The organism is Kluyvera sp. Awk 3, assembly GCF_028069715.1.
Lineage (GTDB): Bacteria > Pseudomonadota > Gammaproteobacteria > Enterobacterales > Enterobacteriaceae > Kluyvera > Kluyvera georgiana_A.
On record NZ_JANEWH010000072.1, the window covers coordinates 1 to 24,328 of the forward strand.

The window sequence follows — 24,328 nt, forward strand, 5'->3', positions numbered from 1 at the left end:
ATATTTAATTGTTATCGTTACGTACGCTGTAGAATTGAGATTCCTCCGCTACTCCGCCAGCCGCGGCTTGCCTACTCTACAGGCAGCTCCCCCGATGAGACCGTCCCTATGAAACGTTATCTAACCGCAGTGATGCTTTGTTCGCTCTCGCTGACCAGCCAGCTGGCGCGCGCGGATATTATCGACGATGCCATTGGCAATATTCAGCAGGCGATCAACGATGCGTACAACCCCAGCAGCGATCGCTCAAGCCGTGATGACGACGATGACCGATCTTATGACGATCGCGGCAGTCGTTCCCAAAGCAGCCAGCAATATAACGATCGTCGCCGCCAGCTGGACGATCGTCGGCGTCAGTTAGATGACCGTCAGCGACAGCTCGATCAGGAGCGTCGTCAGCTGTCAGACGATGAGCGGCGTCTTGATGACGATTACGATCGCTAGGCGAGGCGAATTTCCATGCCGTCGTAGCCTGCTTCAATGCCGGGCGGCAGCAGGTGCGTCATCATCCATTCATCAAACTGGTGGCTGATATGGGTGAGTACCACGCGCGGGCAGCGGATCGATTCATTTAACGCCACGATCGTCGCTAAATCGCTGTGGTTACGCGGCGTCTGCTCGCGGGGCGCATGGCTGCAATCAATGACCATCACCTGCGGCTGGTTATTGCTTAAGAAAGTGAGCGTCTTATCGGGCAGCCCGGCGCTATCTGAAAGCCAGGCGACACGGCTGTGTGGCGTCTCCAGCAGATAGCCGAAGGTCAGCTTCGAGTGTTCCAGCGGTACCGGCGTAATTTGCAATCCTTGCAAGTCAAACACCACGAAGGGCTCCACGGTATGGCTGAAATCCAGCAGGCCGGGATGTTTGAACAGATCGTCACAGCCCAGTTCATCCGGTGGGCCGTACACCGGCACCGTCTCGCCTACGCCCCAGCGCAGCGGAAACAACCCCTGAACGTGATCCATATGATAGTGGGTGAGTAAAAACTGCTGGAAAGAGCCGGCGGGCCAACGTTCGGCAAGGTCGGGCAGGCCGGCATCTATTAACGTGACCGCATCGTTGAAGCGGACAACGCCGCTGCAGGCTTTACGGCGATACTGCGGCGCGCGATGGGCGCGCACGCAGGCCGGACAATAGCATCCCCAGGCGGGCACACCCTGCGCGCCGCCGGTACCGCTGAGGGTGAGGGTTAAACTCATACAACATCCTCATAGCGCTTTGGTGAATCGAATGTGGCTGGGGGCATAGCCCTCACGTTGATAAAAACGGTGGGCGTCGAGTCGCCTGGTACTGGTGGACAACTCGGTCATCTCCGCGCCGGCCTCACGTGCAGTCTCTTCAGCCCAGCTCAGCAGTTGACTGCCGACGCCTGAACCGCGCGCGCATGGCATGACGACCAGCTCCTGAATCTCGCCAATCCAGTTGGCATGATGCAGATGAAACTGCAAATGCAGGCTGATGATGCCGACAACCTCGCCGCCCAGCAGAGCCAACTGATAGTGCAGATGCGGATCCTGAAGATTGGCGGCGAAACCGGTGTAAAAGGCGTCTTTGTCGAATTCGGCTTGCTTTAGTTCGCACATCAGCGCGTAAACGTCATCAATATCCTCAAACGTCGCATGGCGCAGCTCACAGACAGGCATGGTCTTTCTCCTTGCGTCCCATCAGGGTCAGTAAAATATCCACTGACTGTAGCAAACTTCCGTCGTTATTGAGCGTATGGCAGTTTTCTGGCGCATAGCGGGCGGCACGCTCCAGCCGGGCGGCAATCTCCATACCGTTCTCGCGCCCGCGGGCCTGAAGACGTTCGCGCAGAATCGGCGGCGAAACCTGCAAGCACACTGGCAGCAGGGCGTTGCCGTAGCGCGCTTTGGCCTGCGCCAGATGCGCGCGCGAGCCGTTGACGATGACATCGAACCCGGCGTGCAGCCACAGATCGATCTCCACGCCTACGCCGTAATACAGGCCGTTAGCGTGCCAGCTCAGGGCCAGCAGGTTGTGTCCGGCACGGGTAAAAAATTCCTGCTCACTCAATGCGATGTGGTTTTCGCAGCCGGCGTTGGCCGGACGGGTTATGTAGCGATGGGCAACCAACAGCTGCGCATGTTCCTGCTGACGAAGCACTTCCAGCAGGCTGTCTTTGCCGGAGCCGGAGGGCCCCATTAACCAGATCAGTTTTCCTTTCATCAGAATACCCTTTTACCTTGACGCCAGACGTGGTCGATATGGATGTGCTCGCCTTTGCGATGCGCCAACACCAGATCGGCGCGTTTACCTTCGCCAATCACACCGCGGTCGTGCAGGTTCAGCGCGCGCGCCGGGTTTTGCGTCACCAGATTGATGGCCTGCGACAGGGTAAAGGCATTTTGCTGGTCATCGGCAACGCGGAAGGCGGCGTCCAGCAGGCTCGCCGGATAGTAATCGGAGGAAAGAATATCCAGCAGGCCCCGTTGCGCGAGTTGGCTGGCCGCGACATTGCCGGAGTGCGAACCGCCGCGCACGATATTTGGCGCGCCCATCAGCACGTTCAGGCCGTGGCGGCGTGATGACTCGGCGGCTTCAAAGGTGGTAGGGAATTCGGCGATAACGCTGCCTAGCTGGTGCGATTCCACCACGTGTTCATGAGTCGCATCGTCATGGCTGGCCAGCGCGATGTTGCGGTCACGGCACATGCCGGCAATGGCGGCACGGTTAGGCTGCGACCAACGTGCGGCAAGCTGCAGCTGTTCTTCTTCGTACTGACGCATCTGCTGGTCAGTCAGTGAGTACTTACCTTGATAGTATTCCCGGTATTTCTCACGGTTGGCGAACTGGCGCTGGCCGGGAGAGTGGTCCATTAACGACACCAGCGTCACCGGCTCGCGACCGACCAGTTTTTCAAACAGCGGCAGCGTGGTGTGGTGTGGCAGTTCGCAGCGCAGATGCAGACGATGCTCGGCACGGTTGAGACCGCGTTTCTGCGTCTCTTCCACCGCGTTAATCATCTTCTCGAGGTTCTCCAGACGGTCACCGCCGTCGCGCACGTCGCCAATGGCTACCGCATCCAGCACGGTGGTAATGCCGCTGGCGACCATCAGCGCGTCGTGGCTGCTCATGGCGGAATGGGCGGGCCAGTCCACCTTCGGGCGTGGGGTGAAGAATTTATCCAGATTATCGGTATGCAGCTCGATCAGCCCCGGCAGCAGCCAGCCGCCTTCACCGTCGAAGGCTTCCGGCAGACGGCTCTGGGTTTCGGCGAAGGCGCGGATTTCCCCGTCATGTACCTCCAGCGAACCGTGGACCACATCATTCTCAAGCACCAGTTTTACGTTATTGATAATCATGCAGGTGTACCCATTGGGTGGAGGCGGTCAGCGACCTGATTGCGGACGGTTTCGTCATGGAAAATACCGACGATGGCCGCACCGCGCGATTTGGCTTCTTCGATAAGGCTCACCACCGCAGCGCTATTTTTGGCGTCCAGCGAGGCGGTAGGTTCGTCGAGCAGCAGAATCGGGTAGTCGACGATAAAACCGCGGGCGATGTTGACGCGCTGCTGCTCGCCGCCGGAGAAGGTCGACGGCGCGAGGTGCCACAGACGCTCTGGTACGTTCAGGCGGCTTAGCAACTGGGCGGCTTTGGCGGCACAGGTTTCGCGCGGCACGCCAGTATTGAGCAGCGGTTGCATCACCACTTCCAGCGTGGAAATTCGCGGGATAACGCGCAGAAACTGGCTGACCCAGCCGACGGTGGTTTTGCGCACTTCCACCACCTTGCGCGCCGGAGCGCTCACCAGGTCGACCCATTCGTCGCCGTGTTTAATATGAATATGGCCTTCATCCGGCAGATAGTTGGCGTACAGCGAGCGCAGCAGGGTGGATTTACCGCTGCCGGAGTGGCCGTGCAGCACCACGCACTCGCCGGCGTTGACGGTGAGCGAGGCGTTGCACAGCACCGGAAGCTGGACACCGTTTTGCTGGTGCAGAACAAAGGTTTTACTGACATTTTCGACGCGGATCGCGTTCATTTTTAGCCTCTTTAAGCATTTGTACGTTCGATTGCCTGATGGATCAGGCCTACAACCGTTTTAGGATGCTGACAAACTTAAAAAAGAGCACGGACAGTCCCCTCGCCCCTTTGGGGAGAGGGTTAGGGTGAGGGGAAGCCGCTGTTTTATCCGTGCGTTATTACCCTCACCCCGGCCCTCTCCCTGAAAGGGAGAGGGAGAAAATCCGCCGCGCGATGGTTAATTCTGCAACACCGACGACACCAACAGCTGGGTATACGGATGATGCGGATCGTCGAGCACCCGGTCGGTAAGCCCACTTTCCACCACCAGGCCCTGCTTCATCACCAGCAAACGGTCGGCGAGCAGCCGCGCGACGCCCAAATCATGGGTGACAATCACCACCGCCAGGTTCAGCTCCACCACCAGGCCGCGCAGCAGGTCGAGCAGGCGCGCCTGTACCGACACGTCCAGCCCACCGGTGGGTTCATCCATAAACACCAGTTTTGGGTGGGTGACGAGGTTGCGGGCAATCTGCAAACGCTGCTGCATCCCGCCGGAAAACGTGGTGGGCAGGTCGTCGATGCGCGACGCCGGGATCTCCACTTCCTCCAGCCAGCGCTGGGCGGTGGCGCGGATATCGCCGTAATGGCGCGCGCCGGTGGCCATCAGCTGTTCGCCGATATTGCCGCCCGCCGACACCTGACGACGCAGGCCGTCCATTGCGTGCTGGTGCACCACGCCCCATTCGGTGCGCAGCAGACGGCGGCGATCGGCTTCGGTCATCGCGTACAGCGAACGGTCCCGGTAGCGAATTTCCCCTTCCTGCGGCGTCAGACGCGCCGAAATGGATTTCAGCAGCGTGGTTTTACCGGAGCCGGATTCGCCGACGATGCCCAGCACTTCGCCCGGCCACAGATCAAAGGAGACGTTGCTGAAGCCCTTGCCCGGCGCGTAGAGATGGGTCAGGCGGTCAACGGAGAGTAATGGTTGCGTCATGCGTTTTTCGCCTCGCTCTGTTGGCGGCAGTAGTCGGTGTCGGAGCAGACAAACATGCGTTTGCCGCTGTCGTCGAGCACCACTTCATCGAGATAGCTGTGCTGCGAACCGCAGATGGCGCAAGGCTCGTCCCAGCTCTGGATGGTGAACGGATGGTCGTCAAAATCGAGGCTTTCAACGCGGGTAAACGGCGGCACGGCGTAGATACGCTTCTCGCGCCCGGCGCCAAACAGCTGTAGCGCAGGCATCATGTCCATCTTCGGGTTATCGAATTTGGGGATTGGCGATGGGTCCATGACGTAGCGGCCATTGACCTTCACCGGGTAGGCATAGGTGGTCGCGATATGGCCGAAGCGGGCGATATCTTCATACAGCTTCACCTGCATCACGCCGTACTCTTCCAGTGCGTGCATGGTGCGGGTCTCGGTTTCGCGCGGTTCGATAAAGCGTAGCGGTTCGGGGATCGGCACCTGGAAGATCAGGATCTGATCCTCCACCAGCGGCGTTTCCGGGATCCGGTGGCGCGTCTGGATCAAGGTGGCGTCTTCGGTGCGCTCGGTGGTGTTCACCCCGGTCACGCGCTGGAAAAACTGGCGGATGGAGACGGCGTTGGTGGTGTCATCCGCGCCCTGGTCAATCACTTTCAGCACGTCCGCTTCACCAATCACGCTGGCTGTGATCTGAATGCCGCCGGTGCCCCAGCCGTACGGCATCGGCATTTCGCGGCCGCCGAACGGCACCTGATAGCCGGGGATCGCCACCGCTTTGAGGATAGCGCGGCGGATCATGCGCTTGGTCTGCTCATCAAGGTAGGCAAAGTTATAGCCGCTGAGATTAGCCATTTTTCTGCTCCCGTTGCAGGCGTTTCAACAGTTCCAGTTCGGCCTGGAAATCGACGTAGTGGGGGAGTTTGAGGTGCGAGACGAAACCGGCGGCTTCGACGTTATCGGCGTGGGCGAGGACAAACTCTTCATCCTGCGCCGGGCCGACGGCGTGCTCGTCATACTCCGGGGCCTGCAATGCGCGGTCGACCAGCGCCATCGCCATCGCTTTGCGCTCGCTCATGCCAAACACCAGACCGTAGCCGCGGGTGAAGTGCGGCGGTTCGTCAGCCGGGTCGACGAAGCCGTTGACCATTTCGCATTCCGTCATTAACAGTTCGCCGACGTTCACCGTAAAACCCAACTCTTCGGGCACGATTGAAACGTCGATATAGCCGCTACGGATCTCGCCAGCAAACGGGTGGTTGCGCCCGTAGCCGCGTTGGGTGGAATAGGCCAGCGCCAGCAGATAGCCTTCGTCGCCTCGCATGAGCTGCTGGAGACGTGAGGAGCGCGAGCACGGGTAGACCGGCGGCGTGCGGGTGATATCGTCGGGCGTTGCGCCGCTGTCCTCTTCCGTCTTTGCCAGTCCCTGGCTTGCCAGCAGGCTGAAGACATGCGGCGCCGGCGTCGGCTCGCCATCATCGGTTTGCAGGGGCGGGGCTTCGCCGTTCGCCAGCAGGGTAAAGTCCAGCAGTCGGTGGGTGTAGTCGTAGGTCGGGCCGAGCAGCTGACCGCCCGGTACGTCTTTATAGACGGCGGAAATACGGCGTTCCAGGCGCATATTGCCCGTCTCCAGCGGCTCGCTCACCGCCAGCTTCGCCAGCGTGGTGCGGTAGGCGCGTAGCAAAAAAATGGCTTCAACGTTGTCGCCGCTGGCCTGCTTCAGCGCCAGCGCCGCCAGCTCGCGGTCGGCGATGCCGCCTTCGGTCATCACCCGGTCTACCGCCAGGTTAAGCTGCTGTTCAATCTGAGCGACGCTGAGTTCCGGCTGCGCGGTGTCGCCCCGGCGTCGATGTTCCTGTAGCGCGTGGGCGGCGGCTATCGCCTTCTCGCCCCCTTTGACGGCAACATACATATCAGCAAACCTCGACGTGAGTAGTGCGTGGAATGGCCAGCAGACGCTCGCCGCAGGTGAGGATCAGATCCACGCCGAGCGGGAACGGGTGCGGACGTTCGGTCAGTTCATGCAGAATGCAGTTCGGCAGCTGTGGGGCGATCATCCGTTCTTCGGCGATGCCCGCACCGGTCAGGCGCAGCATGCGCCCGCCGCTGAGACTGGGGACCTGCACAATCAGCGTTGCGCTGGTTTCCGGCGCCACCGCGCTGCCTTCACACAGGGCGTTTAGCTGCTCGCTGCTGATGGTGTCGCTTGAGACGGCGAAAGTCGCCTGCTGCGGCTGCTCAACCAGCGGCGCGTTGGTGTGAAAACGCAGGCTCTGGCTGACGATATCGTTATGCAGCGTATTGGACAGCCACACCGGCGTGTCATTGTCGGCCAGGGTCAGCAGCACGCTGGTGGTGGCAATATTCAGCGGCTGCCAGCCGTGCTTGAGCTGATGCAGCGCGACGATCACGCCCGGCTCGCTCATGGCTTTTAACAGGCGACGAAAGCTGTGCTGGGCATCCTGCACGGGAAGGGTAAAAGCGGTTTCCAGGGTCATGCGTTATCTCCGCGAACCAGCGTAAAGAAGTCGACCCGGCTGGCGTTAATTTCAGCCTGACGTGCGGCAATACGCGCGGTACGGTCGGCTTCCAGCGGGGTAATCAGGGTTTCTGATAAGGTTTGAAAATGGCTGGGCTGCTGCATCAGCGCATCAATCAGTGCGCAGCGCTCGGCGTGGGCTTTATCGCGCCCCAGCACCCAGCTGTAGCCCACGGTCCCGTTGCTCAAGCGCACGGCAGCGCGGGTTAGCGTGGCGTCACCGGCAAAGAAGCGTTCGCCGGTGCCGCCCATGCGTCCCTGTAGCTGGACCAGGCCGGTTTCCGGGGCGCGGAGGGTTTCGTAGTCGGCACGGATATTCAGGGCAACCATTTTTGCCGCCAGACTCTCGGGCTTACTGTGAGACAGCACCGACATCCAGTGCTGACGGGTTGCGGTATCGAGGTGCATTCAGTGCTCCATAATAAATTCGATCATGTCGGCGCGGGTCAGGCTGACGGAGTACTCCATCACCTGGTCGTTGCCTTCACGATGGTTCAGGGTGCGCACGCACAACAGGGGCGCCATGTTGGGAATTTCTAAGCGCTGGCTCTCTTTGGCCTGCGCCCGACGTGCGCTGATGCGGGTCTGACTGCGTTTGAGCGCAATACCGGTTTGCTCGCGCAGAAAGTCGTGCAGCGAACCGCTGCTGAAACTTTGCAGCGTGGGCCACAGCGTGAGGTCAGCAAAATAATGGTCGATCAGACACAGCGCCACGCCGTTGACCCGGCGCAGCGTGCGCAGGTGAATAACGTTGTCGCCTTCGGCTATGCCCAGCGCTTCGGCGATATGGCCGGAGGCCGGACGCAGTACCGACAGGAGCTTTTCGCTGGTGGGGTGGCTGCCCTGGTCGAGCAGGTTCTGGCTAAAACGCGCCTGAGCGTTCAGCGGGTAGTCAAACGGGCGCATCAGCACCAGCACGCCAACCCCCTGACGGCGCTGAACCCAGCCTTTCTCCACCAGTTGGTCGATGGCGCGACGCAGGGTGTGACGATTCACGGCAAAGCGCGCCGCCAGCTGGTGCTCGGCGGGCAGGTAGTCGCCGCAGCGGTAGTTCTGGCGCAGCTCTTGCTCCAGGCGAGCGGCAATCTCTTGATAACGCGTTGGATAACTGGTCGGATGTGTAGACAGGTGCATAGTCAACAAGACCTCGCTAATCAGATGAAGTGCTTACGCAAACGCTGGGAGAGGAAATCCAGCAGGCTGACGGTGACGATGATCAGCACCATCAATGCGCAGGTTTGCTGGAACTGAAAGCCGCGAATCGCCTCCCATAACGTGACGCCGATACCGCCTGCGCCCACCATCCCGACCACCGTGGCGGAACGGACGTTGGACTCGAAGCGATAGAGCGAGTAGGAGATGAGCAGCGGCATCACCTGCGGCAGCACGCCGTAGAGGATCTCTTCGATTTTATTGGCGCCGGTGGCGCGGATGCCTTCAACCGGGCCGGGTTCAATCGCTTCCACCGCTTCGGAAAGCAGCTTGGAGAGTACGCCGGTGGTGTGAATAAACAGCGCCAGTACGCCAGCAAAGGGGCCTAAGCCGACGGCAACGACGAACAGCATGGCGAAGACCATTTCGTTGATCGCGCGGCAGGCGTCCATCAGCCGACGCATCGGCTGGTAAACCCACCACGGCACGAGGTTTTCGGCGCTCATCAGGCCGCATGGGATGGAGAGCACCACCGCCAGTGCGGTGCCCCAGACGGCGATTTGCAGGGTGACGGCCATCTCGCTGAGATAGTCCTGCCACTGGCTGAAGTCCGGCGGGAAGAAGTCGGCGGCGAAAGTCGCCATGTTGCCCGCGTCGGTGAACAGGGTCACCGGGTTCATTTCCGCCCCTTTCCAGGAGACGACAAGCACCGCCAGCAGGATGGCCCAGCTAATCAGCGAGAACCAGCTGCGCTTGGGTGGGGGGATGGTGATGGTGTGTTGCATGATTGAGCTCCGTGGTTAGTTCTCCCTCTCCCTGTGGGAGAGGGCCGGGGTGAGGGCATCAGCGTGCGCCGTTGCCCCCTCACCCTAACCCTCTCCCCACGGGGGAGAGGGGATCGATCACTGCACCGCTTTAGTCACCGACGTCATCGCGCCAATCGCTGCCGTGGTACGGTCAAGGTCGTTCAGCCGCGCCTGAATCTCGGCGGTCTTCGTGGCTTTATCCGCGGCGTTCAGCGTGTCGTTGCCCTTCACCGTCTGCATCTCTTTAAACAGCGTCAACTGGCGAATCGGCAGCAGCTGGAGATCGCTGGAAGCGCGGAACGGCGCCCAGCCCAGACGTTCCAGCACCGCTTTCTGTTCCGGCGTTTTGCCGTAGTTCATAAAGAAGCTGTAGATCTTGTCTTTGGTGGATTCAGAGAGGTTTTTGCGCCACACAATCGGGTCGCCTGGGATCAGCGGTGATTTCCAGATAACCTTCAGCTCTTTCAGTTTGTCCGGCGCGGAGACCTTCAGCTTGTCGAGGTTTTCGGTGTTGTTGGTGGCCACATCCACCTGCTTGTTGGCGACGGCCAGGGCGTTGGTTTCATGGCTGGCGTTGACCGTGCGCTTGAAGTCGCTGGCGGAGGCGTTGTTTTTGGCGAAGACGTAGTAGCCAGGGACGAGGAAGCCGGAGGTGGAGTTCGGGTCACCGTTGCCGAAGGTCAGCTCTTTGCGTTTGGCGAGCAGGTCGTTGAGGTTGTTGATCGGGCTGTCTTTGTTGACGATCAGCACGCTCCAGTAGCCCGGCGAGCCGTCGGCGGCGACGGTCTGGGCGAACACCTGGCCGTTGGCGCGGTCTACCGCTTCCATCGCGGAGAGGTTACCGTACCAGGCGATATCCACTTTATTGAAGCGCATGCCCTGAATGATGCCCGCATAGTCTGGGGCGAAGAAAGCGTTCACCTTTACGCCCAGCGATTTTTCCATGTCCTTCAGGAACGGTTCCCACTGTGGCTTTAAGTTCTGCTGTGATTCCGTCGAAATAATGCCGAAGTTCAGCGCTTTTTCCTGTTCTTCCGCATGCACGGGGCTGAGCAGGGTGCTGAGGCTAAACATGCTGGTGAAGGCCAGCGCGGCAACCGCTTTATAACTCATTTCCATTCCTCATTGTGGGGACGTTAAGCAGCCTGCGCGTTCTGTTCGACGCGGTTTATGCTGCGGTAGAGATGGTCAAAACGTTCGTTATCAAACTGCTGGCTGCTGCCGTCGTAGAACACCTGTCCCTGGCGCAGCGCGACGATGCGTTCGCAGTAGCGCAGCGCATAGTCGACCTGATGCAGCGTCACCACCACGGTGATGCCGTCGGTCTGGTTAATGTCGCGCAGCGTGTCCATGACGATGCGCGCCGATTCCGGGTCCAGCGAGGCGATAGGTTCATCGGCGAGGATCACTTTCGCCTGCTGCATCAGCGCACGAGCAATGGCCACGCGCTGCTGCTGGCCGCCGGACAGCGTTGATACACGCTGGTGGGCCATATGCGCCATGCCGACGCGGGTTAATGCCTGTAAAGCGCGCTGTTTCTGCTCGCGGGTGAACCAGCCTAAGCAGGTGCGCCAGAAAGGCGTGCTGCCGAGCGCGCCAATCAGCACGTTCTCCAGTACGCTCAGGCGGTTAACGAGGTTGAATTGCTGGAAGATATAGCCGGTGTGGGCGCGGCTCTTACGGATGTCGCGCGCCAGACGGCCCGCCTTCTGTACGGTTTTGCCCAGCAACTCAATGCGGCACTCCGGCGTTTTATCGCCGACGATGAGGCCGCTCAGATGACGTAAAAGGGTGGATTTGCCAGAACCGGACGGGCCAAGCAGAGCCACCATCTCACCGGCGTGAACGTTCAAATCAATAGCGTGTAGTACCTGGTGCTGGTTGAACGTCTTGTTGAGTTTTTCAACGCGAATCATGGTTTGCATATTGGGACCCTCAAAAAAGGTGGCCCCATCGTGGCGAACTCATGTGACATTTGGGTTAAGGCGGGATGACTCGATGATGAATAATTGACGGGAATTCGATGACAGGAAGGGAGGCCGCCGCCTCCCGCGTTGTCAGAGCGTCGGCTCTTGTTGTTTGACCACGTTAATCATCCACGGTACGCCGTACCGGTCGATTACACGGCCAAACCCGTGTGCCCAGAAGGTCTCTTGCCACGGCATTTCTACCTTGCCGTTGGCGGCGAGATTATCGAACCAGCGTTTACCTTCTTTAACGTCCTGAGTGTCGAGCACCAGCGTGAAGCCCGCGTAGTGGGCGTCGTCCTGGGAGATACCGTCGCTCATCATGATATCGCTGCCGGCGATGTGGACGTTGGCGTGGGCAATGGCGCTGTCGGGGAATTTCAGGCCGGAGGGGCATCCACCTTCATCATCCATCGATGAGGGCGGCATTTCGCCGAAGGTGATTTTGTAGCGCAGTTCCGCACCCAGCGCCTGCTGATAGTAGGCAATGGCATCGGCGCAGTTTCCGGAAAAGGCGAGATAGGGACTTAACGGCATAATCGTTACCTCAGGTAAGAGTCGCTCATTAAGTCTAGGTGCTGCTGAGGCAAAGTAACCAGGCGGGAAAGTGCTTTCCCGCCTGTAGGGATCAGTTCTTTTTCACAAACTCAGATTTCAGCTTCATTGGGCCAAAGCCGTCAATTTTGCAATCGATGTTGTGGTCGCCTTCGACCAGGCGGATGTTCTTCACTTTGGTGCCGATCTTCAACATGGAAGAGCTGCCCTTGACCTTCAGGTCTTTGACGACGGTGACGCTGTCGCCGTCGGCCAGCAGGTTGCCGTTAGCGTCTTTGACGATCAGCGCGTCGCTGTCTTGTGCGGGTTCAGCATCGTTCCACTCGTGTGCGCATTCCGGGCAGATGAACATGCCGTTGTCTTCGTAGGTGTATTCGGAGTTGCATTGTGGGCAGTGGGGTAATGACATGGAGTGTTTCCTCAAAAGTGCAGTGCGAAAGGCAAGGGCCTGAAAAAACGGCAAATCGCCGAAAATAGCCCTGATTATACAATAAAACCCTGCATTTGTCGGTGTTATCCCGGACGGGATGAGGAATGGCGGGGAAATTCACCCTCTCCCCCGAGGGGAGAGGGAACCGATTAGTGGTGCGCGGACTCCGGTATTACCTGCGTTTCGGCGTCTGCTGGTTTTGGTGCGCCATAACGTTTCGCATACAGCGCGGTAATAATCGGCACCAGAATCGCGGTGACAATTACGCTGGCGGCAACCAGCGCCGTCGCGGAGGCGGCGACCGGGGCGAACGATGGGTTAATCTGCGCAATAATCACCGGGTTTGCCACGGCAGCGCCCGCTGCGGAGGAGGCGGCGACACCTGCGGTGCCGTTACCGCCACCGATGACGCGGTCAGCAATAATCAGCGGAATACCGGTGATAACGATAACGGCAACACCCAGTACGATACCCAGCAGGCCAGTATCGAGAATCACGCTCAGGTTGATGGTATTACCCAGCGCAAAGCCGAAGAACGGAATCAGTACCGGCGTTGCTTTGCTGAAGAATGCACGCAGGTCGTGGTCCAGGTTGCCGAGGGTGAAACCAATCAGGAACGGCAGTACGGCGCCGATAAAGTGGTGCGGCTCGAAAGAAGCAAGGCCAGCAGAACCGAGGATAACCATCGTCATCAGCGGGCCGGATTCCAGCGACATCAGGACGAAAGCGCCTGACTCTTCTTTAGTACCATACTGATTCATCAGGCTGGCATACAGGCCGCCGTTGGTCATATCCATTGCTGAGACAATCGCCAGAACGGAAAGTCCGGCGAAGAAACCGGTCTGAATACCCGTATCCGGAATGAACATGGCCGCAATCATTGCCACAACCCAGGCAACGGCGATTTTGGTCAGTACCAGGGTGCCGGATTTACGTAATACCGTCCCGGTGGCACGTAAATCAATGGATGCCCCAATGCAGAAGAACCAGACGGCCAGAATAGGCACCGTTCCGCCGATCATGCCTTTGGTGAAAGATCCGAAATATTCGCCGGTGCTCGGTGCGAAGGTATTTAATACCGCGCCTAACAGTAACGGGATAAGCATCATCCCGCCTGGGATTCGTTCCATTGTTGCTTTAATTTTCATCTGGCATCCTCGCCTCGTACCGTCCTCTGACGGCAGAAGAGATTAAGTATAATAATTTCAGTTATTTATGTTGCTATCATCTGGTGTTTTCATGCCAGCGCACTCCGGTTAAGAAGAAATTTTCTGGCATGTTTAAAGCTGTTTCGGACGCTATAATGCATTTACTGGAATGCTGATTCAATGAAAATAAAACGATGTTTTAGTTATATAGATCACACATTTCACAAATGAGAAATGCGCTATGGTGAAATTGAATTGAGCTGTGAATTCTTTGTGAAAGATTCTGAAATATTTTTTTTCTTAAATGAGGGAGGAAAGGAGGTGATTTGCCAGGTTTTTCCACTGGTGAAGCGGCATTCGATAGGGGGAGAGTGAGCGAAATATTTCGGCGCTGTGGCGAGTGTCACTCTTTTGTTAAGTTGATCACAATATTAATCGCTGTTAGGGTAAATAGGATTGCCTCTCTGCGGGATATTTTTCGAGAGGCACCTTATTAACTGACAGACTCGCCATCAGGCCCAACAGGTTTGATTGTCGGAGAACATACTCCAACGCCGACATGCAAACCTGCTACGCTTGGATAAACGGAACCAGACTTGCCACGGTTCCCTTTACGCACCTTCGCAAACGCCTTGCCGTTTGCCCCCACTGGGTGTGCGTTCAAGGCGAAATTGAACGAGGAAAACCATGCTTAGAAGGAAAAAAGTAAAACCGATCACGCTACGTGACGTCACCATTATCGACGATGCCAAACTACGCAAAGCAATCACCGCAGCCTCGTTGGGCAACGCGATGGAGTGGTTCGATTTCGGGGTCTATGGATTTGTGGCCTACGCGCTGGGTAAAGTCTTCTTCCCGGACGCTAACCCAAGCGTGCAGATGATTGCCGCGCTGGGGACCTTCTCTGTTCCCTTCCTGATACGTCCGTTGGGCGGTTTGTTCTTCGGGATGCTAGGGGATAAATACGGTCGACAGAAGATTCTGTCTATCACCATCATTATTATGTCGCTCAGTACATTCTGTATCGGCCTTATTCCGTCATATGAGTCTATTGGTATTTGGGCGCCGGTGTTGCTGCTGCTGTGTAAAATGGCGCAGGGCTTCTCGGTCGGCGGCGAATATACCGGAGCGTCGATCTTCGTAGCGGAATACTCGCCGGACCGTAAGCGCGGCTTTATGGGCAGCTGGCTGGACTTTGGTTCTATCGCCGGGTTTGTGATGGGCGCAGGGCTGGTGGTTCTGCTCTCTACGGCAGTGGGTGAGGCGAACTTCCTCGAGTGGGGCTGGCGTATTCCGTTCTTCGTCGCGCTGCCGCTGGGGATTATCGGTCTTTACCTGCGTCATGCGCTGGAAGAGACGCCAGCGTTCCAGCAGCACGTGGATAAACTCGAGCAGGGCGACCGTCAGGGTTTACAGGACGGGCCGAAAGTCTCGTTTAAAGAAATTGCGACCAAGCACTGGCGTAGCCTGCTGGCCTGTATCGGTCTGGTTATCTCGACCAACGTCACCTACTACATGTTGCTGACCTACATGCCGAGCTACCTGTCGCATAACCTGCACTACTCCGAAGACCACGGGGTGCTGATCATCATCGCCATTATGATCGGTATGCTGTTTGTGCAGCCGGTGATGGGGCTGCTGAGCGACCGCTTTGGCCGTCGCCCATTTGTCGTGGTGGGTAGCGTGGCGTTGCTGGTGTTCTCGATTCCGGCATTTATCCTGATTAACAGTAACTCCATTGGTCTGATTTTCTCCGGCCTGCTGCTGCTCGCGGTGATCCTGAACTGCTTCACCGGGGTGATGGCGTCGTCGTTACCGGCGATGTTCCCAACCCACATTCGCTACAGCGCGCTGGCCAGCGCCTTTAACATCTCGGTGCTGGTGGCTGGTCTGACGCCTACGCTGGCGGCCTGGCTGGTGGAGTCGACGCAGAACCTGATGATGCCGGCTTACTATCTGATGGTGATTGCGGTAATTGGTCTGATTACCGGCGTGATGATGAAAGAGACCGCCAACCGTCCGCTGAAGGGCGCGACGCCTGCGGCCTCGGACATTGAGGAAGCGCGTGAGATTCTTCAGGAACATCACGACCATATTGAGCACAAGATTGAAGATATCGATGCGGAAATTGCCGCGCTGCAGGAGAAACGCTCGCAGCTGGTAATGCAGCATCCGAAGATTAACGACTAACGTCTTCCGCGCTGTCGGACGACAGCGCCGACCGACATAACGAGCGATAACCCGGACGTACAGCAGTACGCCGGGTTTTTTTATGCTTAACGTTCGCGGAACGCTTCTGCTTTCGCGCGCAGAATCGGCTTCAGCAGGTAGGAGAGAATGGTTTTCTTACCAGTGATGATATCCACCGACGCCACCATCCCCGGGATAATAATCAGCGGTTTCTCGTCGCTGCCCAGGTGGTTTTTTTCGGTGCGCAGACGGATGACATAGAAACTCTTACCGTCTTTGTCGGTGACCGTATCGGGGCTTATCTGTTCCAGTTTAGCCTTCAGCCCACCATAGATGGTGTAGTCATAGGCGGTGAATTTGACCATCGCTTCCTGCCCAGGGCGTAAAAACGCGATGTCCTGTGGGCGGATTTTCGCTTCGACCAGCAGCGTGTCGTCCAGCGGCACGATCTCCACCAGATCGTTCCCCGGCTGGATAACGCCGCCGATGGTGTTGACCATCAGCTGCTGCACGATGCCGCGCACCGGCGAAGTCACCAGAGTACGGTTGACACGGTCTTCAATCGCCTTGCCGGAAGCTTCGGTTTTACTGAGATCGGTACGGGCTTCATTGAGCTGCGACAGCGCTTCGCTGCGATAGCGTCCACGCGTCTCGTTGATTTTGCTCTCAATCTCTTTGATCGCCGCTTCGGCTCTAGGGACGGCCAGCGTCACGGACTCAAGCTGTCCGCGGGTTTCGACTTCAGAACGACGCAGACGCAGAACTTCCACTTTGGAAATCGCCCCCTTGGCGACCAGTGGCTCAGACATGCTGATTTCCTGCTGTAACAGGCCCAGGCTGCGGCGGTACTGTGCGCCTTTTGCCTGATAGTCCAGCAGCTCCTGTTTCTTCTGCACCAGCTGTTCGTTCAGCCCGGACAGTTCGCTCTGAATGCGCTTGTTGACGCTGGCGAACAGTTCCATTTCACCGTTGGCGATATCCGGCGTTTTATTCAGAATTTCGGGTGAGAGCGTCAGGGTTTCTTTATTATCCAACTGGGCGGTCAGACGTTGAATACGGGCCTCCAGCGCCAGACGATCGGCCTCGGACTCGCCAGCGTTAGAGCGAAAACGGGTATCGTCCAGACGCAGCAGCGGCGCGCCGGCTTTGACCACTTCACCTTCGTGCACGAAGACCTCGGCGACAATACCGCCCTCCAGGTTCTGGATTTTTTGCAGGCGCGAGGAGGGAATCGCTTTGCCGTCACCACGCGTGACTTCATCAATATCGGCCAGTGATGCCCAGGCAATCATGATGATAAAGAAGCCGAGAATGGCCCACAGGGTGATTCGCACCACGCGTGGGGAATCATCAATGAGCGCCTTATTCACCTCGTTAGCAGTGAGCGTTGACGCGTTTTTGTCGCCAAACAACCACTTCATAAAGCGGGTAAGTCGGTTAGCGTTGCGCATGAATTTGTCCTTTCTTCAGTGCGTTCATCACGCTTTCTTTCGGACCATCGGCGATGATTTTGCCATTGTCGAGGATGATCAGTCGGTCGACCAGCGTGAGCAAGGAGGCGCGGTGGGTGACCAGCAGCAGCGTTTTATTGCTGACCATGGGGGCTAGCGACTTCTTAATCAGATCTTCGCTGGTGTTATCCATGGAGCTGGTCGGCTCATCCATCAGCAGCACCGGTGGATCGAGCAGCAGCGCGCGAGCCAGGGCCACGGCCTGTCGCTGGCCGCCGGAAAGATTCATCCCGCGCTCACCGACCTGCATGTTATAGCCGGACGGGTGACGACGAGCGAATTCATGCACCCCCGCCAGCGTGGCGGCGCGCAGCATGGTCTCTTCATCCACGTAGCTGGCGCCGCTTAACAGGTTGTCGCGCAGCGTGCCGCTGAACAGGTGAATATCCTGCGGCGCGTAGCCGATATTATGGCGGACGTCATTGACGTCGAGCTGACGAGCGTCGATGCCGTCAATCAGAATGGTGCCGCCGTCAGGTTGGTAGAAGCCAACCAGCAGCTTGGCCAGCGAGCTTTTGCCGGAGCCGCTACGGCCAATAATCCCGACCTTCTCACCCGGCTCAATTTTCAACGAAATACCGTTGAGTGACAGGTACTGGTTTTGCGGATAGTGGAAGCTGACGTCGCGAAATTCGATGGCGCCAGTCAGCGTCTCGCGCTTCAACGGCACTTCATTTTCTTCGACCTCTTGCTCCAGATCCATCATGCGGTCGATGGTCGCTTTGGTCATTTTGGCGCGCTGGTAGCGGGTGATCAGGCTACACAGCTGGCCAATCGGCATCATTGCGCGACGGTTGAGCAGGTAGCAGGCGATGAGCCCCCCCATGCTGAGATTACCGGCGATAATGCTGTAAACCCCAACGATAATCATCGCCACGCCAGCAATTTTTTGGACCCAGGCGGTAAAGTTGACAGCAATATAGGAGAGCGATTTTACCCGCAGCTCCAGCTTGCTCAGTTGGCCGATAATTTGTTCCCACTGGTACTGACGCTCGCTTTGCGCATTGTTGACCTTGATGGCATCCAGACCCGTTAGCGTCTCAACCAGCATGGCCTGTCGCTCTGTCGACAAGCGATATGTTTTCTGAACCTGTGTTTGTAAAGGCTTCTGGATCAGCCAGTTCACAACCAATGCGATGGGATAGCACAGCAGAGGAATGAACGCGAGCGGACCGCCGACAATGGCAATAACCAGCAGCACCAACAGCGTGAACGGGAAGTCGATGAGCATGGTGAGCGTTAGCGATGAAAGAAAATCCCGAATGGATTGGTATTCCTGGAATTGCTGTGTGAAGCCGCCGACGCGTTGAGGGCGCTGCTTCATCTTCATTCCGAGCAGGCGTTCAAACAGCGCTGCCGAGACAATCAGATCGGTCTTTTTTCCCGCGATATCGAGACAGACACCACGTAAAATTTTAAGAATAAAATCAAAAACAAAGGCGATCGAAATGCCGATAGCCAGTACCCAGAGGGTGGCGGTCGCCTGATTGGGCACCACGCGGTCATAGACGTTCATCACGAACAGCGGCGTGGCAATGGCGATCACGTTGATGATAAAACTGGCGACGATCGAATCAAGATAGAGGAATTTCGATAGTTTTAACGTGTCTTTAAACCAGGATTTGGTGCGAGGAATGGTCGCCGTAGGTTGACTGCCGAACTCATGTCCCGGCTGAATAAAAATCGTTTTCCCGCTGTAGTTCTCCGCCAGCGTTTCGCGCTCAAGCACCTTTTCGCCACCTTCGGTTTCGGCGGATAGCAGGCGGGCGCGCTGTTGATCATCCCAGCCGATCAGCACCGCGGCCTGATCGTTTTTGAGCAGCACGATGGCCGGCAGCGAGAGGGCGGTAATTTTTTCCAGCGGCCTCTGCAGCACACGCGCTTTTAACCCCGCGCGCTGAGCGGCTCGCGGAAATGCGCTCAGGGTCAGTCGGTGTGCTTCAAGCGGTAAACCGGCGGTTAATACATTTCGGCTGGTGATGACGTTGTGCAGTTTGCACACAATCATTAGCGAATCGAGTAAGGGATCATCATGGTTTTGACGTGGGTCGAGTCTGATGTGGTCATCAGTAGAGGTATTTGCTTGCTCAAGTGGATCAGTATAAGACGCCATAATCCGACCTTATATACCAGCGAAAAAATCGCTAAGGCTAAAGAATATAATGGGTTATCCCATCGTGAGATGAGATAACCCGCAGGTCCAAAATCAGTTACTTCAGGTCAGGTAAATTACTGTGTGCCGTTTGCTGTACCTCGACCGGCTGCGCGGCAGACGGTGCCTGAATATTCAGCTGTTTTAACAGATCGCCGATGCGTGCATTGATACGGTAGGTGGTGAACATCTCCGTGAACTGCATCTCAACGTAACGGCGCTGGGCGTTGAACACTTCGTTTTCGCTGTCCAGCATATCCAGCAGGCTACGTTCACCGATGCTGAACTGCTCCTGGTACGCGGTACGTACGACGGCGCTGCGATCGGCATAATCTTTGGCGATCGGCACCTGTTGTTTAGCGTTCTGCCAGGCGTTCCACGACAGCCGCAGCTCTTCATCCAGCTGGCGAAGGGCGTTACGCTTCACGTCCTGCGCTTCCTGCATTTTATAAGCATAGGATGACAACTGCGCCTGATCGCTGCCGCCGTTAAACAGGTTATAGTTCATACGAACCATGGCCTGCCACTCCTGGTCGTGACCACGCGTGCCGTCAACGTTGTTATCCATGCGGCGGCCAACGTCGATGTTGACGCTCGGATAGAAGCGGGATTTCGCCGCTTCGTACTGCTGACGGGTGGCTTCAACGTCTGAGTCCGCCTGTTTCAGCAGTGGGCTGTTTTCCAGCATCAGCTTGCGCGCTTCGGCCTGCGAGGCCGGGATCTTTGTGGTCATCGGCATCGACAGACCGGTGGCTTCTTTCCCGACGACGCTGTAGTAGTTGGCCTGCGCGTCCTCGAGGTTGGTTTGCTCGGTCAGTAGGTTGTTTTTCGCCTGCGCAAGACGAGCCTGCGCCTGCTCATAGTCGGCGGTACGGCCTACGCCCTGCTCGGTGCGTAAACGAATCTGATCGAAAATACGTTCGTGGCTTTTCAGGTTATCCTGCGCCAGTTTCACCATCTTTTGCCGCATCAGCACGTCGAGATAGCTCTGGATCGCATCCAGTGCCGTCACTTCGCTGGTGTTCATTACCGAGAACGCCCGCGAGTTAACGGTGGCTTTCTGGCGCGCGACTTCGCTGGAGGTGGCGAAGCCGTTAAACACGTTCTGCCGCAGGTTGATGCTGGACTCACTGCGGTGCAGGTTACGGCGATGATCGTCCGCTGCGCGAGTCGATGAGTTGTCGGTTTGTTCCCAACCGGTGCCGGCAGACAGATCCAGGGTTGGCAGATACCCGCCCTTGGCCGCGCGCAAATCCTGGTCTGCAGAATAGCGACTATTGACCGACGCGCTCACCTGCGGATGCCACAGTAAACTGTCTTTGACCGCTTGCTCAAGCGTTGCTGCGCTAACCGTGTTGGCAAACAGTAATGGCAGAGAGATGCCTGTTAATATCCGAATGTGTTTGTTCATCATGACGTCCTTTCCTTACGTTCATTTCCCTGACTCGTGGCTTAATCCACCAGAGGTCATGTCATTAGACAAAAAGTCAACCAGGTGTTGACGTGCATGGGGCTGATAACAGCCCCATGACGTTATGCATCAGGCTTCGACTTCTGGCTTCGCAATCAAATCATCAGGGTCATTGCTGGCCCAGGTTTGATTGTCATCCGTATCGCCGCCTTCCGCTGGAACATGTTCAACGTCATTCGGTGTTTCTGCCGTTTCCGTTGTCTCCGTTGTTTGAATGAGGCTGGAGAGATCCTTATTATCACCGTCGTGAATCATATCACTGAATGACAATGGTTCATCCTGACTAATAATGGTGGCTTCTTGTCCAGACTCATTGCTTTCGCTATTGAGGCTAGTTTCCTCGCTGGCGGTTTCTGTTTCATGAAGAGAATCGTCCTCGGTACCGCCTAACAGCGTGCTGAGCGAGGACTCTTCCGTTTCACTATTCGCATCGGCGGTGGAGGACTCGTCGGGTGCTGAGCGGTCGGTTTCATCGTCAGCGTCGTCAAAGCCCTGCTGGTCGTTATCAACCAGTGGGTTATCGGTATTCTCCGTTTGGTTGTCCTGCGAATCTACCGTGTGCTCGGCGGCGGTATTTTCATCATCGGTATGTGAGTTATCGTCGACGAACTCGTCGTTAAGCGTTGGTTGCAGGGAGTGGTCTTCGGTCTGCACGTCTTCAATATCGCTGTCATTGATGTGCAGATCCTCCATCGATGCCATGACCGTGCTTTCCTCACCAGCATCTTCTGTCATGCCGGCCAGTAGAGATGCGTCAGGATCATTTTCGTAATCATATCCAACGGTGTCACTGAAATCCTGGTCGCTGTCGATGTCCTCAAAGGTGTAGGTTCCTTCGTTTGTTTCGACGCTCAGGGTAATGTCATCAATGTTTTTGTCCCCATCAGGCAGGGTAACCGTCAGGGTGCCATTATAATCAGAGATACCCTCTTCAAAGGTGAGGACGTAGACCCAGTTACCATCAATATTGAGGTACTGAACGGTAACGCCATCGACGCTGCTGAACGTGGCGCCTTCAGGGATATTCCCCAGAATGACCGTTTGTAATGTTTGCGAGTTGTCCGTGCTGTCTAACGTGATGTCCAGACTCAGCGTGATCTCCCAGCTTGCGGTGGTATCACCTGGATATTCAGAAAGTCCGTCACCGTAGATGATACCTTCGAGGTGGTTAATCCCAGCGCCCAGCATGACGTTGCCCGCAGCATCATAAAGTGTGACGCCAGACAGGTTGTTCGTTTTTCCTTCCTCAACCTGGCCACCCCGTGCCTCAAGGGTGTAATCTTTGCCTTCTCCGGTGAGGAAGATGTAATCTTTAAGGCCGTGACCGGAGGTATCTTTGTTGCCCTGAACACCTTTCAGGGCTTCCAGATGATCGCCCTTCATGTAACCTGAATCGGAATTAATAACGAAAATATCGCTGTAGTTCTCTCCGCTGTTACCGGCCTTAACGTTGCCATTGTCGTAGTACATAATCTGCGCGGCAGGGTTAGCATTGTCGCCAACGCACTTAGGTACAGTATCTCCTGGTGATAGCCATACCCGGACGTTTTCGCCGATCGCGACAATATTGCCGTCAACGACGTCAAAGCCGAGTCCGCTAGGGTCTGACGCGCCGCCATTAATATGGAATACCTTACTTTCACCGGGTTCCCCCGAATGTGATGTTGAATCAGCAAGGCTAACCTTAACCGTTAAGTCGGCACGCAGCGGATCGTTGTCGGAGTCGCTGTCTGCGTCAGAGTCGCTGTCTGCGTCAGAGTCGCTGTCTGCGTCAGAGTCGCTGTCTGCGTCAGAGTCGCTATCGGAATCAGAGTCGCTGTCCGAGTCGGAGTCGCTGTCAGAATCGGAGTCACTGTCGGAATCGGAGTCGCTGTCGGAATCGGAGTCGGAATCGCTGTCCGAGTCGGAGTCGCTGTCGGAATCNGAGTCGCTGTCAGAATCCGAGTCACTGTCGGAATCGGAGTCGCTGTCAGAGTCAGAGTCAGAGTCAGAGTCAGAGTCGCTGTCGGAATCGGAGTCGCTGTCCGAGTCGGAGTCGCTGTCTGAATCGGAGTCGCTGTCAGAATCGGAGTCGCTGTCGGAATCGGAGTCGCTGTCCGAGTCGGAGTCGCTATCGGAATCCGAATCGCTGTCCGAGTCGGAGTCACTGTCGGAATCAGAGTCGCTGTCCGAGTCGGAGTCGCTATCGGAATCCGAATCGCTGTCGGAATCGGAGTCACTGTCNGAGTCGGAGTCGCTGTCAGAATCCGAGTCGGAGTCACTGTCGGAATCGGAGTCGCTGTCGGAGTCGCTGTCAGAATCGGAGTCGCTGTCGGAATCGGAGTCGCTGTCGGAATCGGAGTCGCTGTCGGAATCGGAGTCACTGTCAGAATCCGAGTCGCTGTCGGAATCGGAGTCACTGTCGGAGTCCGAATCGCTGTCAGAATCGGAGTCGCTGTCAGAATCTGAGTCACTGTCGGCATCCGAGTCACTATCGGAATCCGAGTCGCCGTCAGAGTCGGAATCGGAGTCACTGTCAGAATCCGAGTCGCTGTCAGCATCTGCATCGGTATCATCACCGGTTACAGTACGGTCAGCAGGATTGAGGATCGTAATCTCTTCTTCAATATCCGTATCGGGAAAATCCAGGCCTTCCGTAGGGTAGCCAGCGGTAGGGTCGACCACTTCACCGGTCAGATCCAGTATCACATGCGTGTGTGAACCGCCGACGCCAGGAGCGCCACCGCTTTCAATGATGGTTTGCGGGCCAGCTGCGGTGGCTTCAAGTATTTGTGTCGGGTCCTGACCATCGGCAATAGCCTGTTGTATTGCTGCGACGTCAGTAGGAGTGGTTTCAGGAGTCGTAGTAGGGGAGATGCTTGCGCTGTCCCAGAGGCTATCGCGCCCAAGATCGAGATTTTTGCCATTTGCCAGGCTTACCGTGACTGCGCCATCGGCACCTGTTTCAATTTGTTCGCCGGCAAAAATTTTATCCCCTTCCACCAGTAAGCGTCTGCTTCCGTCAGGTGAAATAGCGAAGGCCTGTCCTATAATCGCTTTTATTATTCCGGTTACATCAGCCATATCTTACTCCTCTTAATCTTACGTGAACGGTTCCATTTGTTCATGGCTCATAGAGTTGTGGTGTATTACGTTGCTCCATGACAGCACCTGCGACACAAAACACTACAGCTAATACTTTTGTGCGTGTGCTGATAGTATTCCAGCCCCTCATGGAGATGAGGTCTGGTAAATAAAAGTTGGCTATAGTGGTAAGGTAATATGCAAAAAAAACGCTTTCTTTGATTTTAATGTCGTTTTAGTAAGAATTTTCTGTAAAGAAATTAGGAAGTGATTATTTTCCATGGGTGAGTAAGTTGATGTGGAAATTGTTTTTGATGATTATATTTGTAACTCATTGATAATAAATAGGGTGTTGTAATGCTTGTTTCCTGGG

23 protein-coding genes are annotated in these 24,328 nt (G+C 56.7%); 2 read left to right on the forward strand and 21 right to left on the reverse strand.

Annotated elements, in window-relative coordinates:
- Window positions 1-108 precede the first annotated feature (108 nt).
- Window positions 109-444, forward strand: coding sequence for a DDRRRQL repeat protein YjdP (yjdP, locus tag NNN71_RS15200; protein WP_163447514.1), 336 nt, complete (start codon window positions 109-111; stop codon window positions 442-444).
- On the opposite strand, the gene phnP is transcribed toward yjdP, so the two are convergent.
- From phnP to kdgT, 17 genes are all read right to left on the reverse strand, one after another.
- The gene (phnP, locus tag NNN71_RS15205; RefSeq protein WP_271458838.1) at window positions 441-1,199 is read right to left on the reverse strand and encodes a phosphonate metabolism protein PhnP; all 759 of its coding nucleotides are present in this window, start codon (window positions 1,197-1,199) and stop codon (window positions 441-443) included. The genes yjdP and phnP overlap by 4 nt on opposite strands.
- 9 nt (window positions 1,200-1,208) lie before the next feature.
- Window positions 1,209-1,643, reverse strand: coding sequence for an aminoalkylphosphonate N-acetyltransferase (gene phnO / locus NNN71_RS15210; protein WP_167577097.1), 435 nt, complete (start codon window positions 1,641-1,643; stop codon window positions 1,209-1,211).
- The gene (phnN, locus tag NNN71_RS15215; protein ID WP_163447511.1) at window positions 1,630-2,187 is read right to left on the reverse strand and encodes a ribose 1,5-bisphosphokinase; all 558 of its coding nucleotides are present in this window, start codon (window positions 2,185-2,187) and stop codon (window positions 1,630-1,632) included. The genes phnO and phnN overlap by 14 nt, the downstream gene beginning before the upstream one ends.
- Entirely contained in the window at window positions 2,187-3,323 is a 1,137-nt protein-coding gene (gene phnM / locus NNN71_RS15220; RefSeq protein ID WP_271458839.1) for an alpha-D-ribose 1-methylphosphonate 5-triphosphate diphosphatase, read from the reverse strand. Before phnM ends, phnN begins: the two co-directional genes overlap by 1 nt.
- Window positions 3,320-4,006, reverse strand: coding sequence for a phosphonate C-P lyase system protein PhnL (gene phnL / locus NNN71_RS15225; RefSeq protein ID WP_249022449.1), 687 nt, complete (start codon window positions 4,004-4,006; stop codon window positions 3,320-3,322). Before phnL ends, phnM begins: the two co-directional genes overlap by 4 nt.
- Window positions 4,007-4,225: 219 nt before the next feature.
- Complete coding sequence (gene phnK, locus NNN71_RS15230; RefSeq protein ID WP_271458840.1) at window positions 4,226-4,984, reverse strand: phosphonate C-P lyase system protein PhnK; 759 nt, start codon at window positions 4,982-4,984, stop codon at window positions 4,226-4,228.
- Window positions 4,981-5,826: an alpha-D-ribose 1-methylphosphonate 5-phosphate C-P-lyase PhnJ gene (gene phnJ / locus NNN71_RS15235; RefSeq protein WP_271458841.1), complete on the reverse strand. Its 846-nt coding sequence runs from the start codon at window positions 5,824-5,826 to the stop codon at window positions 4,981-4,983. The genes phnK and phnJ overlap by 4 nt, the downstream gene beginning before the upstream one ends.
- The gene (locus NNN71_RS15240; protein ID WP_271458842.1) at window positions 5,819-6,883 is read right to left on the reverse strand and encodes a carbon-phosphorus lyase complex subunit PhnI; all 1,065 of its coding nucleotides are present in this window, start codon (window positions 6,881-6,883) and stop codon (window positions 5,819-5,821) included. Before NNN71_RS15240 ends, phnJ begins: the two co-directional genes overlap by 8 nt.
- 1 nt (window position 6,884) lies before the next feature.
- The gene (gene phnH / locus NNN71_RS15245; RefSeq protein ID WP_163447506.1) at window positions 6,885-7,469 is read right to left on the reverse strand and encodes a phosphonate C-P lyase system protein PhnH; all 585 of its coding nucleotides are present in this window, start codon (window positions 7,467-7,469) and stop codon (window positions 6,885-6,887) included.
- Complete coding sequence (gene phnG, locus NNN71_RS15250; RefSeq protein WP_163447505.1) at window positions 7,466-7,918, reverse strand: phosphonate C-P lyase system protein PhnG; 453 nt, start codon at window positions 7,916-7,918, stop codon at window positions 7,466-7,468. Before phnG ends, phnH begins: the two co-directional genes overlap by 4 nt.
- On the reverse strand, window positions 7,919-8,644 hold the full coding sequence (phnF, locus tag NNN71_RS15255; RefSeq protein WP_271458843.1) for a phosphonate metabolism transcriptional regulator PhnF: 726 nt from the start codon (window positions 8,642-8,644) through the stop codon (window positions 7,919-7,921). It lies immediately after the preceding gene.
- Between the two features lie 20 nt (window positions 8,645-8,664).
- Window positions 8,665-9,447, reverse strand: a complete 783-nt coding sequence (gene phnE / locus NNN71_RS15260; protein WP_167577090.1) for a phosphonate ABC transporter, permease protein PhnE — start codon at window positions 9,445-9,447, stop codon at window positions 8,665-8,667.
- Between the two features lie 117 nt (window positions 9,448-9,564).
- The gene (phnD, locus tag NNN71_RS15265) at window positions 9,565-10,581 is read right to left on the reverse strand and encodes a phosphonate ABC transporter substrate-binding protein (protein ID WP_163447502.1); all 1,017 of its coding nucleotides are present in this window, start codon (window positions 10,579-10,581) and stop codon (window positions 9,565-9,567) included.
- Between the two features lie 23 nt (window positions 10,582-10,604).
- On the reverse strand, window positions 10,605-11,393 hold the full coding sequence (gene phnC, locus NNN71_RS15270) for a phosphonate ABC transporter ATP-binding protein (RefSeq protein WP_271458844.1): 789 nt from the start codon (window positions 11,391-11,393) through the stop codon (window positions 10,605-10,607).
- Window positions 11,394-11,525: 132 nt separating this feature from the next.
- Entirely contained in the window at window positions 11,526-11,972 is a 447-nt protein-coding gene (gene yjdN / locus NNN71_RS15275; protein WP_271458845.1) for a VOC family metalloprotein YjdN, read from the reverse strand.
- Window positions 11,973-12,063: 91 nt separating this feature from the next.
- Window positions 12,064-12,399, reverse strand: a complete 336-nt coding sequence (locus tag NNN71_RS15280; RefSeq protein WP_064546752.1) for a zinc ribbon domain-containing protein YjdM — start codon at window positions 12,397-12,399, stop codon at window positions 12,064-12,066.
- Window positions 12,400-12,569: 170 nt separating this feature from the next.
- Window positions 12,570-13,568, reverse strand: a complete 999-nt coding sequence (kdgT, locus tag NNN71_RS15285) for a 2-keto-3-deoxygluconate transporter (RefSeq protein ID WP_163447499.1) — start codon at window positions 13,566-13,568, stop codon at window positions 12,570-12,572.
- 687 nt (window positions 13,569-14,255) lie between these two features.
- On the opposite strand from kdgT, the gene proP reads away from it, so the two are divergent.
- On the forward strand, window positions 14,256-15,758 hold the full coding sequence (proP, locus tag NNN71_RS15290) for a glycine betaine/L-proline transporter ProP (protein ID WP_271458846.1): 1,503 nt from the start codon (window positions 14,256-14,258) through the stop codon (window positions 15,756-15,758).
- Between the two features lie 86 nt (window positions 15,759-15,844).
- On the opposite strand, the gene NNN71_RS15295 is transcribed toward proP, so the two are convergent.
- The 4 genes from NNN71_RS15295 to NNN71_RS15310 all read right to left on the reverse strand — a co-directional run bounded on the left by NNN71_RS15295 (window position 15,845) and on the right by NNN71_RS15310 (window position 23,955).
- Window positions 15,845-17,179, reverse strand: a complete 1,335-nt coding sequence (locus NNN71_RS15295; protein ID WP_271458848.1) for an HlyD family type I secretion periplasmic adaptor subunit — start codon at window positions 17,177-17,179, stop codon at window positions 15,845-15,847.
- A gap of 16 nt (window positions 17,180-17,195) precedes the next feature.
- Window positions 17,196-19,382 (reverse strand): type I secretion system permease/ATPase, encoded by a 2,187-nt coding sequence (locus tag NNN71_RS15300; RefSeq protein ID WP_163447497.1) that lies wholly within the window; start codon window positions 19,380-19,382, stop codon window positions 17,196-17,198.
- Window positions 19,383-19,479: 97 nt separating this feature from the next.
- Window positions 19,480-20,832, reverse strand: a complete 1,353-nt coding sequence (locus NNN71_RS15305; protein WP_167577359.1) for a TolC family outer membrane protein — start codon at window positions 20,830-20,832, stop codon at window positions 19,480-19,482.
- Window positions 20,833-20,961: 129 nt separating this feature from the next.
- The gene (locus NNN71_RS15310) at window positions 20,962-23,955 is read right to left on the reverse strand and encodes a retention module-containing protein (RefSeq protein WP_271458847.1); all 2,994 of its coding nucleotides are present in this window, start codon (window positions 23,953-23,955) and stop codon (window positions 20,962-20,964) included.
- Window positions 23,956-24,328: the final 373 nt, after the last annotated feature.